Consider the following 14752-nt stretch of genomic DNA (forward strand, 5'->3'; position numbering starts at 1 on the left):
GGCTTGAAGCTGGAGCCCGGCTGGCGGCGCATGTCCACGGCACGGTTGAATTGACTCTTCTCCGTATAGTCATAGCCGCTGACCATCGCCTGGATCGCCCCGTCGCGGGGCGACAGGGTGACCAGTATCCCGGTGACTGCCGGGATGGGGCTCAGTTCCCAGTCACCCTGTTGATCCCGCCGCAGCCGGATCAGATCGCCTTTGGCCACCACGTCGGCCACCCGTCGCGGCGCCTCGCCGCGCCACCCTGCAATCTTGAAGGTCCGCGCCCAGCTCACCTGGCTGAGCCCGAGCGGAACGCGGCGCCCACCGCCCAAATAGACTTGGGCCACTCCCTGGGAGTCGAAACCGGTGACCAGGCCGGCCTCCAGATCGGCGACCTGCGCGATTCCGTCCAGGTAACTGTCCATATCGGCCTCGGAGGCGCCCGCGATATCCACCCGGGCCTCGGGTCCGCGGTAGCCGTGGCGCCGTTGGTATTGACGCAGGGCCTTACGCAGGGCCTCTTGGGCCGCCGTCTGCAGGTGCGAGTCGATGGTCGTGATCACGCGCAGGCCCTGCTTGGCGGCCTCCTCGCCGTAATAGTCGGCGACCTCCCGACGCACCATCTCCGCCATATAGCCGGCCTCCAGATCCACCTGCGTACCATGGAGCTGGGCCATATCAGGACTGTGAACCGCCGCCTCGTATTGGGCCTGGTCGATGAACCCCAGTTCCCGCATCCGCCCCAGGATATAATTGCGCCGCTCCAGTGCCCGCGTTGGGTTGCTGACCGGGTTGTTGGACGAGGGGGCCTTCGGGACTCCGGCCAGCATGGCCATCTGGGCCACATCCAGCTGTGCCAGTTCCTTGCCGTAGTAGAGGTTGGCGGCTGCGGCCACGCCATAGGCGCGGTGCCCGAAGAAGATCTGGTTCAGATAGAGCTCCAGAATCTGTTCCTTGCTCAGGGTCTTTTCCACCCGCAGGCTCAGCAGTACCTCGGCGAGCTTGCGCTTGAAGGTCTTCTCCGGAGACAGGAAGAAACTCCTGGTGACCTGCATTGTAATGGTGCTGGCGCCCTGGGCCTTGATGCCGGTGGAGGCGTAGTTGACGATGGCACGCCCCATGCCGACCACGTCGATCCCGCCATGCTCGAAGAAGCGGCTGTCCTCCGTCGCCAGGAAGGCCTTGATCAGCAGCGGCGGAAACTCCGGGTAGGAGAGCGGCTGCCGCCGCTCCACCCCGAACTCGGCCATCAGGGCGCCGTCCGCGCTATAGACGCGCAGCGGTTCCTGGAGCTGGACCTGGCTTAAGCCCTGCTTCACGTCCGGCAGATCAGGTAAGGTCACGGCGACAAAGGCCACCGCCGCACACAGACCCAGGGTCAGTAGCCCCAGCGGCGCGCTCAGGACGGCCAAGTACCGCAGGAACCAGCCCATGACCGAGCGCGGTGGCCGCCCGGCGCGAGGCGGCTTGGAAGGTTGCGGCTTGGCGGCGTTCTCGGGTCGGGTGACCGGCTCCGGGACGGCCGCCACGGCGGCCTCCGCCCCGGGGCCGATCCGGGGAATACCGGCGACGGGCGGCTGGCCCGACGGGGTGGTAACGTTCGCCCCTGGGGCCGCGTTGCGGGTCTCTTCTTGCACACTCAACTCCAGCCGCCCGCGCCGCACGGCACCGGGTCGAACCTCAGGGTCATTCGGAAAGTGGGCAATTTTACACCAGGAAGCCGTCCGGCTAACGCCCGATTGCGCCGCTGCCGGCGCCCCGGGGCATTGAGGTGCTGGGGCATCGCATCACCCCAGAGGGCAGGGGATTGTCGGGCACCTGCGGATCTTCAATGCGGACGGACTGCCGCTGCACTAACTTGACCGTAAACCGCACTGTTTCACTCGCCCGGAGAACTTCATGGACCGCTTCACGCGCAACTACAGCCTCGGACTCGGCCTCATCGTCCTGGCGGCGTTGGCCCTGTGGGGCCACTCGACCTGGCAACCGCGGGTCTGGGAGATCAACCAGTTGTTGGTAGCGGACCCGCTGGTTGCGAATTACCCCTACCAATTTCGCGCCGTCTCGATGGACAACGGGGTCGTCACCCTCTTGACCCCCCGCTCAAGTGCCGTCCCGGCCTACCAGTTCGTGCAGATCATCCACCCGGAACTGGCCGGCAAGGCCCAGGACGATCCGGGGATGATCAAGGCACAGGCCGATCTGGTGAACTCCCAGCGTCGGGTGATGGACCTGGTGGGTGCCCTGCCGGATGTGAAAAAGATCGCCTGGACGCTCGACCTGCGTTGGCTGGCGGACCATGGGGTGCAGCCGCCGACCGGTCAGTAGTACACTTGTGGGCGCTCATCCGGCGGTTGCGGCCGCTGGCGGCGACGGCTCCGGGCCGGATCATCCTGTTGGACGAAGGTAAATGCGTAAAGTCATGGTGTTGGCCCTTATCTTGGTGATTGCTCCGGGCGTTTACGCAGCCGACAAATTGCCGCCAGTCAGTAAATTCGCCAATGGTGTCTATGTGGGCGAACGCCTGCTCGGAAACATCGTATACACGGTCGATGCCATCGCCGGCATCTGTTACGCGACCCTGTATAAATTGGATGGAACCAGTTCAGTGCTCATCCCTTGCCAGTCCCTCAAGAAACGCCCCGAGTGGGCGACGATCATCACCTGGGAATAGGCCGGTGAGGCGCGGATGAGACGGGCTACCGGGCAGTGGCGGCCGGCTCACCCAGCAGCCATTGCATCGCGCCGTTCAGCCCAATGGACGCAAGCTCCAACTGGTCGTGGCGATCGAGTTGGATGCGCGTCCAGAAGGAGCTGCCGCGACGGTACAGGGTTGCCGCTGCGGTGGTCGGATCGAGCAGCAGATATTCGTCGAGGGAGGCGCGTGTCTGATAGTTGATGCGCTTTTCGCCATCGTCATTGGCCGCCGTGCTCGGGGACAGCACCTCGACGATCAGCTGCGGCGCCGTCTCGTAATAGAGGTCAGGTTCCGCGTCGACCGGGCCGCAGCAGACCATGACATCTGGATAATAAAAACGGTTGGCCGCCTTGATGCGGACCTTCATGTCGGACTGATAGATCCGACAAGGGCCGCCTTCTAGGTGGTTCCCCAGCAGCCGGGCCACCCGCGTTGCCAACAGATTGTGGGCGCGCGAGCCGCCCGACATGGCGACGACCTCACCGTTGAGATACTCATGGCGTTGTGTCCCGTCGCGCTCGCCCAGCAGGTAGTCGCGCGGGCTCAGTTGGGGCAGGATGGTCGCGGTGGGCATGGGGCTTGGGCGGTCATGGCGGTTGGTGCGGGTAACGCTAGGGCGAGCGCCGCGCGGCGTCAAGTTGTTCTGCCCAAGCCTTGCGCCCGGCGACTGGATGCGGCCTAATTCACCAGCGCCAGGGTGTCCAGACCGGCCAAGCGCCACGACTCCCGGTGCGGATCGACCTCATCCACCTCAAGCCCCGCAGGAACCCGACCATGGATAAGAGTAATCCCTACGCAAGCCCCCTCAGTGATGTGACCCGCCCCGCGCCGATGGGGGTCGACAGCACCAGTCCCTTCGATCCGAACGGCCGCTTCTCGCGCCTGAGTTGGCTGGCGTGGAGTCTGGTGCTGGGCGTCGTCGGCAGCGTCGTCGTCGGCGTCCTCGTCTTCGTCTTGAGCCTACTGGGTCTGGTGGCGATGCCGCAGCCCGGTGCGGACCCGAGCGCCGCAGTCCCGATCGTCGGGGTGATCGTGATGCTGATCCCCTATCTGATCATGGTGGTTCTTGGGGTGATCCTCACCGTCCGTCGCTTCCACGATATCGACGCCTCCGGTTGGTGGTGCTTGCTGTTTATCGTGCCCCTGGCCAACCTGGTCGCCTTCCTCGTGCTCCTGTTCAAGCGCGGGGATGACGCGGCCAACCGCTTCGGCCCGCCACGCCCGACAGCGGGCTGGGAACAGGTCGTGGCTATCATCTACATCGTGCTGATCGTGTTGGGGTTAGTCGGCGGGATCATCGCCGCCATCGCCATCCCGAGTGTCATAAGCTACCAGACGAGCGGGATGCATTGATGAGCGGGCGCCGGGGTTCGCCCCGGCGCCCCTCCGGTGTGGCGGGATCTAAGGCGCCGACTCCGCCGTTGGTTCGGCCCCAGGCGTATGCGCTTGCGGATCAGGCAGCGCCAACTCATCCTCCAGGAAGGTGGGGTCGCGCAGTTCGGCGAGCGACGGCAAGTCGTTCAATGAGCGCAGGCCGAAATAGTCCAAGAACCGGCGGGTAGTGGCGTAAAGCGCCGGTCGGCCAGGGACGTCCCGGTGGCCGACCACCCGCACCCACTCGCGCTCACTCAGCGTCTTGATGATCGCGGTGGTGACGGCCACCCCGCGGATCTCCTCGATCTCTCCGCGGGTGATGGGCTGGCGGTAGGCGATCAGCGCCAGCGTCTCCAGTAGGGCACGGGAATAGCGGGCGGGCTTCTCGTCCCATAGCCGCCCGACCCAGGGGGCAACCAGTGCGCGTACCTGGACCCGCCAGCCGCCGGCCACTTGGGCGATCTCGATGCCCCGCCCACTGTAGTCCGCGGTCAGCTCGGCGATCACCTGCGCCAGGTCATCGCGTGCGGGGCGTTCCTCCTCCGGGAACAGGGCCTGGACCTGGTCCAGGGTCAGGGGGCCGCCGGCGGCAAAAAGTGCGCCCTCCACGATCTGCTTCAAGCTCGGCGTGGTCATTGCAGCGTCGGCTCCGTGTCGGTCTCAGCCGCCTCATACGCTGGTCCCTGGCCCTCCCGCAACCGCACATGGATGGGGGCGAAGGGCTCGGACTGGACCAGTTCCAGGGCGGCGGAGCGGATCAGCTCCAACAGGGCCAGGAAGGTGACCACCACCCCGGCGCGTCCCTCGGTCAGGTCGAACAGCTCGGTGAACAGGCGGAACTGACCCCCGCGCATCCGCTCCAGGACCTGGGACATCCGTTCACGCAGTGACAGCGACTCCTTCTCCACCCGGTGGCTGGTGAAGAGCGCCGCCCGCGCCAGCACGCCGCGCAAGGCCAGCAGCACTTCGCGCAGGTCCACCTCGGGCGGCACCCGGTTGAGGTGCCCGGGGGGCAATTCTGCTTGGGCCGTGAAGAGATCGCGCTCCAACCGCGGCAGACCGTCCAAGTTCTGCGCGGCCTGTTTGAAGCGCTCGTATTCCATCAGGCGGCGGATCAGCTCCGCACGCGGGTCCCCTTCGTCCTCGGCCTCGCTGGCCGGACGCGGCAGGAGCATGCGGGACTTGATCTCGGCCAGCATGGCGGCCATCACCAGATACTCGGCGGCCAGTTCCAACCGCAGTTCCTTCATCAGGTCCATGTACTCGATGTACTGGTCGGTGATCACGGCGATCGGGATATTGAGGATATCCAGGTTCTGGCGCCTGATCAGATACAGCAGGAGATCCAGCGGTCCCTCGAAGGTGTCGAGAAAGACCTCGAGCGCATCCGGCGGGATGTAGAGGTCCACGGGCAAGGTGAGATAGGGCTTGCCCTCAACCAGGGCGAATGGCAGTTCCTGCTGGGTACCTGACGGCTGCTCGGTCTCCATCCCTGGTCGGGCGCCTCAGAAGACCAGCGACATGGCGTGCCGGACCTCTTCCATGGTCTCCCGGGCCACGGCCCGGGCGCGTTCGCAGCCCTCGTTGAGCACGTTGCGCACCAGGTCCGGCTGGGCGGTAAACTCACGCACGCGCTCGCGCATGGGGGCGAGTTCGGCGAGCACCGCCTCGATCACCGGCCGCTTGCAGTCGAGACAGCCGATACCGGCTGACCGGCAACCCGCCTGCACCCAGTCGCGCACCCCATCGTCTGAATAGACCAGGTGAAATTGCCACACCGGGCATTTTTCCGGCTCGCCGGGGTCGGTGCGGCGCACCCGCGCCGGGTCCGTGGGCATGGTGCGCATCGCCTTTTCCACATGGGCGGGCTCGTCGCGCAACGCAATGGTATTGCCGTAGGACTTGGACATCTTCTGACCGTCGAGTCCGGGCATCTTCGAGGCCTTGGTCAACAGCGGCACGGGCTCCGGCAGGATGACCCGGCCGCCGCCCTCCAGGAAGCCGAACAGCCGCTCCCGGTCGGCCACCGTGAGGTTGGCCTGACCGTCCAACATGGCGCGCGCCACGGCCAGGGCCTCCGCGTCGCCCCGTTCCTGATAGGCCCGGCGCAGCTCGTCGAACTGTTTGGCGCTCTTCTTGCCCATCTTGCGCTTGGCCTCTTCGGCCTTGGTCTCGAAGTCCGGTTCGCGACCATAGATGTGGTTGAATCGCCGGGCGATCTCCCGTGTCAGCTCCACATGGGCCACCTGATCTTCCCCCACCGGCACCCGCCCGGCCTTGTAGATCAGGATGTCCGCCGACTGGAGCAGGGGGTAGCCCAGAAAGCCGTAGGTGGCCAGGTCCTTTTCCTTCAGCCGCTCTTGCTGGTCCTTATAGGTCGGCACGCGCTCCAGCCAGCCGACCGGGGTGATCATGGACAGCAGCAGGTGCAGTTCCGCGTGCTCCGGCACCCGCGATTGGACGAACAGGGTGGCGGAGCCCGGGTTGATCCCCGCCGCCAGCCAGTCGATCACCATCTCACGGATGCTGTCCGGGATCTGGGTCGGGTCCTCGTAATGGGTGGTGAGCGCGTGCCAGTCGGCCACGAAGAAGAAGCACTCGAACTCGTGCTGGAGCTCCAGCCAGTTCTTGAGCACCCCGTGATAGTGGCCCAGATGGAGCCGGCCGGTGGGGCGCATACCGGAGAGTACACGGGCGTGCTGGGCGGAGACGGAAGTCAATGCAATGGCCTCGGGTCAGAAATGAAATATCTTATGGACGACATCAGCGCCCGGCAGTAGACCCACGATGCCGCTCACCACGGGCAGGAGCAGTGGGCTTAGCAACCCACTCACCAGCAGCAGCATCAAGAGGACGAGCCCGAAGGGTTCGAGCCGCGAAAAATAGTAGGACAGCTGGCGCGGCAACAGTGCATTAAGCACTCGCCCCCCGTCCAGGGGCAACAGCGGCACCAGGTTGAGCGCCATGAGAAAAACGTTGATCAGCACCCCGGCCGCGCCCATGTAGACGAGCGGCAGGGCGACCCACGGGCTGACCTCCCCCAGTAGCATACCGGCCTTGATCAGCAGCCCCCACACGAGCGCCATCAGCAGATTGACACCCGGTCCGGCCAGCGCCACCAGGGCCATGTCGCGGCGCGGGTTGTGCAGGTTGTAGGGGTTGATCGGCACCGGCTTGGCCCAGCCGAACAGGAAGCCGGTCAGGAAAAAGGAGGCGGCCGGGACCAGGACGGTGCCGATGGGGTCGATGTGCCGCAAGGGGTTGAAGGTGACCCGCCCGAGCATGCGTGCGGTGCGATCGCCCAAGCGGTCGGCCACCCAGCCGTGGGCGGCCTCGTGGACGGTAATCGCGAGCACCACCGGCAGGACGAGGATGGCGAGTAACTGGATCTGGTTCAGTGCGTTCATGGTGGCATTATACGGGCGCGGCGCCCATTCCTCGCGGCGTCATTGCTCAAACTGCGAGGCATCTCCCTTGCCGACCCGGATCACCTCGGGCGGCTCGGCGATCATGTCCACCACCGTGGTGGCGTCGAGCCCGCAGAAGCCGCCGTCGATGACCAGGTCCACCAGTTTGTCCAGGATGTCGCGCATCTCCTCGGGGTCCGTGAGCGGATGCTCGTGCCCGGGCAGCATCAGGGTGGTGCTCAGAATCGGCTGGTCCAACTCTTGGAGCAGGGCACGGCAGATCTCGTTGTCCGGCACCCGGATGCCGATCGCCTTGCGCTTGGGATTGAGCATGCGGCGCGGCACCAGCTTGGTGGCCTCATGGATAAAGGTGTAAGGCCCAGGGGTGAGCGACTTCAGCAGCCGGAAGGCCAGGTTGTCGATCTTGGCATAGGAGGTGATTTCCGACAGGTCACGGCACACCAGGGTGAAGTTGTGCTTGTCGTCCAACTGCCGGATGCGGCGGATGCGCTCCATCGCATCCTTCTCCCCGAGCTGGCAGCCCAGGGCGTAGGACGAGTCGGTCGGATAGACGATGATGCCCCCCGCGAGCAGGATCTCGACACTGCGCCGGATCAGGCGCGGCTGGGGGTTGACTGGATGAATCTGGAAAAACTGGGCCATGACTGCTAGACCGCTAGAACTATCCAAGAGAAAACAAATTTCTTAGTCGCTAAGAATAACCCAAACTGATGCCAGATAATCAGGCAACCGCTGCCGTCGGTGTGGGATCGGGCGCCGGCGCCCGATTCAGACCGGCCGCCGCCGGCCAGTCGTGCCAGATGGGCACACAGCCGTCGGGCAAGGCGGGGAGGCGGCCCAGGTCGATCCAGGGTTGGCTGGTGAGGACCAGTTGGGGACCGTGGAAGTCTGAACCGGCAGAGGCCAGTAGCCGCTGTTCGCGCGCGAGGCGGGCAAAGTTGAGGGCCTCGTCGCGGGCGTGGCTGCCGCACACCACCTCAATTCCCACGCCACCCAGCTCCCGAAAGGTGCCGATGAGTATGAGCAGCTTGGTTCGCGTGAGCTTATAGCGCGCCGGGTGGGCGATGACCGCCTGGCCGCCGCTCGCGCGAATCCAGCCCACCGCCTGCTCCAGGCTTGCCCACTCGCCGGCCACGTGTCCGGGCTTGCGTGCCACCAGAAAATGCTTGAACACATCGCGCTCAGTGGCCGCAACGCGCCGCTCCACCAGGAAACGGGCAAAATGGGTACGCCCGATCAACTGGCCGCCGGAGAGTGCCCGTGCGCCCTCATAGGCCCCCGCGATCCCCTCCTTGGCCAGTCGCCGGCCCATCTCCTCGGCTCGCCAGGCCCGAAAGGTCTGGAGCCCTGCAAGCCCCAGGGTCAGCGCCGGATGGGCGGGGTCCACCCCAAGCCCGACAATATGGATCGTCCGTCCGGACCAGGTGACCGAGATCTCTACCCCGGGGACGAAACCCAGGTCCAAGGTGCGGGCCGCCTCAGCCGCCTGGGCCAGCCCGTCGATGGTGTCGTGGTCGGTCAGCGCCAGCAGCGGGACCCCGGCGGCGGCCGCCCGGTGGACCACGGCCGCTGGGGCCAGGGTGCCGTCCGAGGCGCTCGAATGGGTGTGCAGATCGGGAACCTTGTTCATCCCGCACATTCTACACGCCTGCACGCACTTGCAGGCCAGGCGGATGATCACGGGGGCTGCGGCGAGGCCGTTGTGAGTGGGTCAACAAAAAGGCGGTGAGTCCTGCCTATCTGCTCCATCCACGGCTGCGCCACCCCCGCTTGGGCGGCGAACGCCGGCCAACGCCTGACGGCGGCCTGCACCTCGCTCAAGATCGTGCCGGCGCGACCGCGCTTCATGAGGGCCGACTTGGCACAGACGTTGAAATCGTCCAGGGTGAAGTCGTCGCGCTTACCGTTGAGCGTCATCTGATGGGCCGCCGTCCAGGCCCCCGCGGGGTTGTAGCTGTAGGTCATGTCAAAGGCAGGCGCCAGCGACCACCGACCCTGCCGGTCCATCAGGAAGGCAATGTTCTTGACATGATCGTCCTGGTTGCGGGCGACGATGTTGAAGACCATGCGGCGCAATTGCTCCTCCACCGCCGCCGCCGGCAGCCCGAGCCGGCGGATGACGAGCAGGGCCTGCTCATAGGCATAGGCCCCTGGCTGGTTGAAGTCGTAATGGGCCAAGGCGCCCAGCGACTGCATGTGCAGTTTACCGCCGTCCGCGGGCCGGTCGAAACGCCGGGTCATGAAGTGTCGGCGCCCGCCTTCCTCCAGCAACCGACACTCGCTCATGGTGATGCCCGCCGCCCGCGCCATCAGGAAATAGGCGTATTCGATGGCACCGTAACCCGTGGGGTCAGTGAGCTCCTTGTCCCGATTGCCCGAGACCCCGTCGAATTTCAACAGCCAGTACTCGAAACCCGCGCCGGCCTCGACCTGACCGGAGCGCACCTCATTGGTCTGGGGGTTCCACGCGATCACCGCCTTGGCGCGGGCGCCGCCCGCCGAGGTCCCCACGCGCAGGATGTCCTGCAACGCCCGCCGCCGCGCCGCACCCTGAAAGCTGCCGAGCAGCTCGGTGCGGTGGGTCAACACCTCGGAGGCGAGCCGCACCAGGGCCTCGATCTCGATGGGTCCGGCCTTGCGCGGACGCGGACCCAGCGCCGGGCGGAACTCCAGTGCACCCATGCCGCGGGTGCCGGTGTAGCACAGCCGATCCAGCGCGCTGAAGCCCGCCGGGGTGCGGCCCTGGGTCGCCAGCCAGGCGTCGATCAGCAGGCTACCGAAGCGGTCGGGGAGGGCATCCGCCAGCATCCCCGGCAACCCGTGAAAGCTCGCGCGCGCCAATTCGGGAAACACATAGACCCGGTCGCTCAACGGCATGGCCAGCGGTGCCACCTCAATGCCGCTGCGGGCAAAGGCCAGGTCATACTGGAACGCGGCCACCTCGCCCCCGTCCTGGAGCGACACGACCCCGATGGTCCGCCCCCAGAGCCGGACCTGCGCGATCACTCGGGCTCACCCCAGGTCCAGGTGCCCGTTTGCGGCACCGCAGCCGGCTTGCCCGAGGCCCGTTGGCGCCGCCGTCCCTGGAGCTTCAACTGGGCCATGGGGCTGGGTGTCGGCGCCGGGACCAGGAGTTCGAGCCGCTCAGCCAAGCCCAGCGCCCGGCAGACCCGCAGGAAGCCGGACAACTGGGTCGCCACCTCGCCGGATTCGAGCCGCTCCACGGTGCGCTTGGACACCCCGGCCTGTTCCGCCACGGCCGCCTGGGTCAGGTTCTGCGCCAGCCGGGTCGCCGTCAAACGCGCACCCAGCTCACGCAGGATGGCGTCGTCGGTCAACTGTGCTGTGATGTTCATAACTCGCCGTATATGACGATTAGAATAGGTCTTAGGTAGTTATAATGACATAAGTGACGATTAATCGCACATCTCTGTAGCCCGGATGAAGCGGTAGCGAAATCCGGGTGCAGCGCCGCGGACAACGGAGTGATTAGCGACCTAAAGCTCTTGGTCCGCTCCGAGCGGTCCCGCGTGATCAGGGAGCACCTGGCCACGTCGGATCCGAGCAACGCCGACTGGCAGCGTGACCTGGCCGCGCCCCACTACCAACTCGGCGTGATTGCTGGGCGGCAGGGGCGCGAGGACCTGCTGCGGCAGCACTGGGGTGAGATGCTCGCGATCTACGCGGCGATGCGGCAACGGGGGCTGCATGTGTCGCCGGCGGACCTGGCGGGGTTGGAAAAGATTCGGGCGTGGAGGCAGGGTGCGGCGCAGTGACCGGGGCTGCGCGGGGTCTCCCACTGGCAACCCGCCGTCCTCGGACGACTTAAGTCTTCTCGATCCCGAGCCGCTCGGCAATCCGCGCCATGACCGTTACGCGCACGTCTGGCTCAAAGGTCGCCATAGGCCCGCGCGTCCGCCTCCGAATACCACTCCTCGAAGGTGCGGAAGGGGTCGTCCACCGGGTGAGCCGGCGCGACCTTGGTGAGCACGACGCGTTCTCCGTCCAGTCGGTACGCAATCTCATCGCCCTCGCGCAGGTCGAGCGCCGCGCGCACGGGTTGGGGAATGGTGGTTTGTGCCTTGCGGGTCAGCTTGCTGGTGATCATCCGGGCCTGCCTTCGGTAAGGAACTTCCTGGCGCGATGCTAGGCGCCGATAGGGTCCAGGGTCAAGGCGGCCGACGGTGACTCAGATAGTCGACGAGGGCGTTGCGATGACGTAGCGACGCGATTCGCCACCGCCTGGTGTTTTTATTACCCCTCGTGCGGGATAATGCCCGCCAGTGCCACCGACCGGAAGGATGATCACCAGGCCGCGCGCCGCGCGCCGCGCGCCGATCCCCCGAAACCGCTGCCGCCTCGCCCGCGCGCCGTGCTGCGCTTGGGATTCGCGGGGCGCCGCGAACTCGCGCCCGCGGCCGAAGCACACCTGCGCCTGGCCCTGGGCCGCATCCTTGCCATCATGGGCCAGCGGCTCGTGGCCCTGACACCGGGCGTCCCGGCGGCGGCGGAGCGCGCGGCGCGGGTGACGCAGTGCTACGCCCCGCAGCCGCCGCTGCTGCGGCTGGTCACCGGACTGTGTGAGGGCGCCGATGCGCTGGCGGCCCAAGTGCTCGCGGACCTCGCCCCTGCGGGCGAACCGCCCGGCGGCCTGGAGACCGAACTGGCCGCGGTGCTGCCCTTCGACCTGGTCGACTATCGTGACAGCCGCCCGGACTGGTTTCGCGCCGAGTTCGATGCGCAGGCGCAGCGTTGCACCTACATCCTCACGCTCGACGGGCTCCATGCCAAGCCGGGCCCCGACACCCCAGTGGCCGCCGCACGCCGCGCCAAGGCCTACCCCGCCCAATCGGCGCTCTTGCTGCGCCACACGGACATCCTGATCGCCGCCGCCGACCCGGACCAGCCGGGGCTGGCCGGCGGCACCCTGGAGACGGTGCGCGCCGCCCTGGCCTTCGAGCTGCCGGTGGTCTTTATCCACACTGGCACCGCCCATACCGGGGTCGGCCAACAGGGACTCGCGGTCGCCGCCGCGGCCGGACACACCATCCCGGACGCGCCTCACCCCAGGGCCGGGTCCGCCTGGCTGTTGCCGGTGCTGCTGACGCTGGGTGTACTCAAGCTCGGCATCGTGGTCTTCATCTCCCGCAATACCCGCGGGGCCAACATGGGCGCTGGAGCGATCTGGCGGTGGACTACCGCTATCTGGCCGAGCGGCTACGCGCACTCTATTACCTGCCGCTGGCCGGGAGTTTCCAGCCGCCGGCCGCCGCGCCGCCCCAGTATGCCTCGCGCGTCACCCGTCAGAGCACGGTGGACTGGCTGTTCGACGCCATTGCCCGCGGTATCTCCCCGGCGCGGTTCGCGACCATGGAGACCCTGCCGACCCATGGCGGACGGGGCACCCTGCGCCTGTGGGTGCTGCGCCCGCGCCCGGCCGCCACCCTGGCCCTGGTGCGCGACGCCTGGCTCACCGGCCAGATTGCCTATCACGCCCGCAACGCCGTCACCATGCGCCGGCTCGCGTGCCTCACCGAGCAGGCCGGTGCCCTGCTCAGCCGCGCCGTGGTCGTCGTCGTGGCCGTGGACATTGCGCTGGTCGGGCTGTACCTGCTACCACTGGCTGCCGCCTGACTGGTCGCACCGGCTGCATGCGGCCTCCCCCTGGCTGCTGTTCCTCGCCGCTCTGTTGCCCGCCGCGGTGGCCGCGCTCAACGGCTTGCGCTTTCAGAGCGAATGCCGCCGCCTGGCCGAGCGCTCGGCGACGCTGCGCGTGATCCTCGGCGGGCGACCGGCGGCGCCGGCCAACCCGCGGCAGATCACCGGCGGGCGCGGCCGGCAGGCCATGGATCTCGGGCAGCGCATCGCCGCCGCCCATGCCGACCCGGCCACCGACCCCGGCGCCTGGTCGCTCGACACCCTGCTGCTCGCCGAGCGCATCGCCGAGGACTGTACCCGCGAGGTGGCGGAGTGGTCCGTGCTCTATGCCAAGGAATTGCCGGAGACTTGAGAGAACATCACCTGTTCGCGGCAGGCGTGGCAGCGTGCCCCCGGGGTCTTGAGTCGGCGATTGTCCCCGGCTTTATGCTGGGCGCAGCCAGCGGCAGCGGGATCACAGGGGGGCATTTCCCACGTACCGCCATTGTGGATTATGCCGTATGCTCGTCATCAAGTTGATCCAGAGACACATCGCCGGCTATGCCTGATCCAGATACCATCGACGTCACCGCACGGCAGGAGAGCGAGCCGCTTTATCGGGAGCTCAGCGCGAACCTGGAGCGGGAGGTCGCAGCCCGGACCGCCGAGGTTCGGGAGACCTACAATGCGCTGCGGCAAAGTGAGGAACGCTATCGCCTGCTGGCCGAGAATACCCAGGATGTCATCTGGATCATGTCGTTAGACGGTCGCATCACCTATGTCAGTCCCGCCGTCACGCAGGTGCGTGGCCTGTCGCCTGAAGAGGCCATGCGCCTGCCCATCGAAGAGACACTGACCCCCGACTCGCAAGCGATCAGCCTGGGGTACTTCATCCACCTCCATGCCGCGATCCAGGCCGGCCTTACCCCCGAGACATTTCGCGGCGAGCTGGAATACTGGCACAAGGACGGCACCACCCTCTGGACCGATGTCGCGGCCCTGCCGATCCTGGCTTCCGATGGGACCGTGGTGGAGATTCTGGGTGTTACCCGCGATATCTCGGCGCGCAAGGCTGCCGAAGAGATGGCGAAGGCCAATGAAGCGAAAATGCGGCGGATGCTGGACAACATCCCCACCGCCATCGCCGCGCTATCCGAGGGCACTGATGGCCAGATTCTGTTTATCAACGAGCAATTCGTGCGTACCTTCGGTTATGCGCGGGAGGACATCCCGACCCTGAGCGCCTGGGAGGAACGGGCGTATCCAGACGCAGCCTATCGTGCGGCGGTCGCTGCCTGGTGGCAACAGCACGCGGTGCAGGCGGTTCGCCTCCAGGGTAAGGTGGATTCGCAGGAGGTGCATATCACCTGTAAGGATGGCCGGGTGAGATATGCCATGGTGAGTGCCACCGCCATGGACGACATGCTGCTGGTCTCTCTGCTCGATATCACTGAACGTCGGGCGGTGGAAGACGCGTTGCGGATCAGCGAGGAACGACACCGCCGCTGGGCGGATAACTCGTGCCTGGCCAGAAACCGCAAACCCCTTTCTTGCTCAATCTGTTATAATCTGGCCCCATGGTTTAAGTTTGGCGCCACCTCCGATCGATGGGGCATGATACAAAGCGGTA

The 14752-nt window shown here is 66.5% G+C and carries 19 protein-coding genes; 7 read left to right on the top strand and 12 right to left on the bottom strand.

Annotated features, from left to right (window positions below):
- Positions 1–1622, bottom strand: a 1622-nt coding sequence (locus QZY44_RS18045) for a transglycosylase domain-containing protein (RefSeq protein ID WP_295449313.1), incomplete at its 3' end; no start/stop codon positions are given.
- Between the two features lie 262 nt (positions 1623–1884).
- Between QZY44_RS18045 and QZY44_RS18050 the strand changes: the two genes are divergently transcribed.
- Together QZY44_RS18050 and QZY44_RS18055 are read left to right on the top strand one after the other, a co-directional pair.
- The gene (locus QZY44_RS18050; protein ID WP_295449316.1) at positions 1885–2313 is read left to right on the top strand and encodes a hypothetical protein; all 429 of its coding nucleotides are present in this window, start codon (positions 1885–1887) and stop codon (positions 2311–2313) included.
- Between the two features lie 82 nt (positions 2314–2395).
- Positions 2396–2659 (top strand): hypothetical protein, encoded by a 264-nt coding sequence (locus QZY44_RS18055; protein WP_295449319.1) that lies wholly within the window; start codon positions 2396–2398, stop codon positions 2657–2659.
- Between the two features lie 25 nt (positions 2660–2684).
- Here the strand turns inward: QZY44_RS18055 and QZY44_RS18060 are convergent, their stop codons facing one another.
- A complete protein-coding gene (locus QZY44_RS18060) occupies positions 2685–3257 on the bottom strand; it encodes a Uma2 family endonuclease (protein ID WP_295449322.1) in 573 nt (190 codons plus the stop codon).
- A gap of 200 nt (positions 3258–3457) precedes the next feature.
- Between QZY44_RS18060 and QZY44_RS18065 the strand changes: the two genes are divergently transcribed.
- Positions 3458–4036: a DUF805 domain-containing protein gene (locus QZY44_RS18065; protein ID WP_295449325.1), complete on the top strand. Its 579-nt coding sequence runs from the start codon at positions 3458–3460 to the stop codon at positions 4034–4036.
- A 48-nt stretch (positions 4037–4084) separates the two neighbouring features.
- On the opposite strand, the gene scpB is transcribed toward QZY44_RS18065, so the two are convergent.
- From scpB to QZY44_RS18105, 8 genes are all read right to left on the bottom strand, one after another.
- Positions 4085–4693: an SMC-Scp complex subunit ScpB gene (scpB, locus tag QZY44_RS18070; protein WP_295449328.1), complete on the bottom strand. Its 609-nt coding sequence runs from the start codon at positions 4691–4693 to the stop codon at positions 4085–4087.
- Complete coding sequence (locus QZY44_RS18075) at positions 4690–5547, bottom strand: ScpA family protein (protein WP_295449331.1); 858 nt, start codon at positions 5545–5547, stop codon at positions 4690–4692. Before QZY44_RS18075 ends, scpB begins: the two co-directional genes overlap by 4 nt.
- 15 nt (positions 5548–5562) lie before the next feature.
- Positions 5563–6777 carry a tryptophan--tRNA ligase gene (locus tag QZY44_RS18080; RefSeq protein WP_295449335.1) on the bottom strand — a complete coding sequence of 405 codons (1215 nt, stop codon included), beginning with the start codon at positions 6775–6777 and terminating at the stop codon, positions 5563–5565.
- Positions 6778–6792: 15 nt separating this feature from the next.
- Positions 6793–7464: a site-2 protease family protein gene (locus QZY44_RS18085; protein WP_295449337.1), complete on the bottom strand. Its 672-nt coding sequence runs from the start codon at positions 7462–7464 to the stop codon at positions 6793–6795.
- 39 nt (positions 7465–7503) lie between these two features.
- A complete protein-coding gene (locus tag QZY44_RS18090) occupies positions 7504–8127 on the bottom strand; it encodes an L-threonylcarbamoyladenylate synthase (RefSeq protein ID WP_295449340.1) in 624 nt (207 codons plus the stop codon).
- A gap of 79 nt (positions 8128–8206) precedes the next feature.
- Positions 8207–9115 carry a PHP domain-containing protein gene (locus QZY44_RS18095; protein ID WP_295449344.1) on the bottom strand — a complete coding sequence of 303 codons (909 nt, stop codon included), beginning with the start codon at positions 9113–9115 and terminating at the stop codon, positions 8207–8209.
- Positions 9116–9162: 47 nt separating this feature from the next.
- A complete protein-coding gene (locus QZY44_RS18100) occupies positions 9163–10491 on the bottom strand; it encodes a HipA domain-containing protein (protein WP_295449347.1) in 1329 nt (442 codons plus the stop codon).
- Complete coding sequence (locus tag QZY44_RS18105; protein ID WP_295449350.1) at positions 10488–10841, bottom strand: helix-turn-helix domain-containing protein; 354 nt, start codon at positions 10839–10841, stop codon at positions 10488–10490. Before QZY44_RS18105 ends, QZY44_RS18100 begins: the two co-directional genes overlap by 4 nt.
- A 129-nt stretch (positions 10842–10970) precedes the next feature.
- Between QZY44_RS18105 and QZY44_RS18110 the strand changes: the two genes are divergently transcribed.
- Positions 10971–11261: a hypothetical protein gene (locus QZY44_RS18110; protein WP_295449353.1), complete on the top strand. Its 291-nt coding sequence runs from the start codon at positions 10971–10973 to the stop codon at positions 11259–11261.
- 113 nt (positions 11262–11374) lie between these two features.
- On the opposite strand, the gene QZY44_RS18115 is transcribed toward QZY44_RS18110, so the two are convergent.
- Both QZY44_RS18115 and QZY44_RS18120 read right to left on the bottom strand, forming a co-directional pair.
- Positions 11375–11593: a type II toxin-antitoxin system PrlF family antitoxin gene (locus QZY44_RS18115; RefSeq protein WP_295449356.1), complete on the bottom strand. Its 219-nt coding sequence runs from the start codon at positions 11591–11593 to the stop codon at positions 11375–11377.
- Between the two features lie 81 nt (positions 11594–11674).
- Positions 11675–12550, bottom strand: a complete 876-nt coding sequence (locus QZY44_RS18120; protein ID WP_295449359.1) for a hypothetical protein — start codon at positions 12548–12550, stop codon at positions 11675–11677.
- A gap of 125 nt (positions 12551–12675) precedes the next feature.
- Between QZY44_RS18120 and QZY44_RS18125 the strand changes: the two genes are divergently transcribed.
- From QZY44_RS18125 to QZY44_RS18135, 3 genes are all read left to right on the top strand, one after another.
- Complete coding sequence (locus tag QZY44_RS18125) at positions 12676–13119, top strand: hypothetical protein (protein ID WP_295449361.1); 444 nt, start codon at positions 12676–12678, stop codon at positions 13117–13119.
- Complete coding sequence (locus tag QZY44_RS18130) at positions 13076–13495, top strand: hypothetical protein (RefSeq protein ID WP_295449363.1); 420 nt, start codon at positions 13076–13078, stop codon at positions 13493–13495. Before QZY44_RS18125 ends, QZY44_RS18130 begins: the two co-directional genes overlap by 44 nt.
- A gap of 188 nt (positions 13496–13683) precedes the next feature.
- A partial coding sequence (locus tag QZY44_RS18135) for a PAS domain S-box protein (protein WP_295449366.1) occupies positions 13684–14752 on the top strand: 1069 nt, incomplete at its 3' end.

Origin of the sequence: uncultured Thiodictyon sp. (assembly GCA_903837595.1) — a bacterium.
Lineage (GTDB): Bacteria > Pseudomonadota > Gammaproteobacteria > Chromatiales > Chromatiaceae > Thiodictyon.

Coding starts and splice junctions, on each gene's coding strand:
- QZY44_RS18115 (WP_295449356.1), bottom strand. CDS start 11,593: ATGATCACCAGCAAGCTGACCCGCAAGGCACAAACCACCATTCCCCAA.
- QZY44_RS18075 (WP_295449331.1), bottom strand. CDS start 5,547: ATGGAGACCGAGCAGCCGTCAGGTACCCAGCAGGAACTGCCATTCGCC.
- QZY44_RS18055 (WP_295449319.1), top strand. CDS start 2,396: ATGCGTAAAGTCATGGTGTTGGCCCTTATCTTGGTGATTGCTCCGGGC.
- QZY44_RS18090 (WP_295449340.1), bottom strand. CDS start 8,127: ATGGCCCAGTTTTTCCAGATTCATCCAGTCAACCCCCAGCCGCGCCTG.
- QZY44_RS18105 (WP_295449350.1), bottom strand. CDS start 10,841: ATGAACATCACAGCACAGTTGACCGACGACGCCATCCTGCGTGAGCTG.
- QZY44_RS18065 (WP_295449325.1), top strand. CDS start 3,458: ATGGATAAGAGTAATCCCTACGCAAGCCCCCTCAGTGATGTGACCCGC.
- QZY44_RS18060 (WP_295449322.1), bottom strand. CDS start 3,257: ATGCCCACCGCGACCATCCTGCCCCAACTGAGCCCGCGCGACTACCTG.
- QZY44_RS18095 (WP_295449344.1), bottom strand. CDS start 9,115: ATGAACAAGGTTCCCGATCTGCACACCCATTCGAGCGCCTCGGACGGC.
- scpB (WP_295449328.1), bottom strand. CDS start 4,693: ATGACCACGCCGAGCTTGAAGCAGATCGTGGAGGGCGCACTTTTTGCC.
- QZY44_RS18050 (WP_295449316.1), top strand. CDS start 1,885: ATGGACCGCTTCACGCGCAACTACAGCCTCGGACTCGGCCTCATCGTC.
- QZY44_RS18085 (WP_295449337.1), bottom strand. CDS start 7,464: ATGAACGCACTGAACCAGATCCAGTTACTCGCCATCCTCGTCCTGCCG.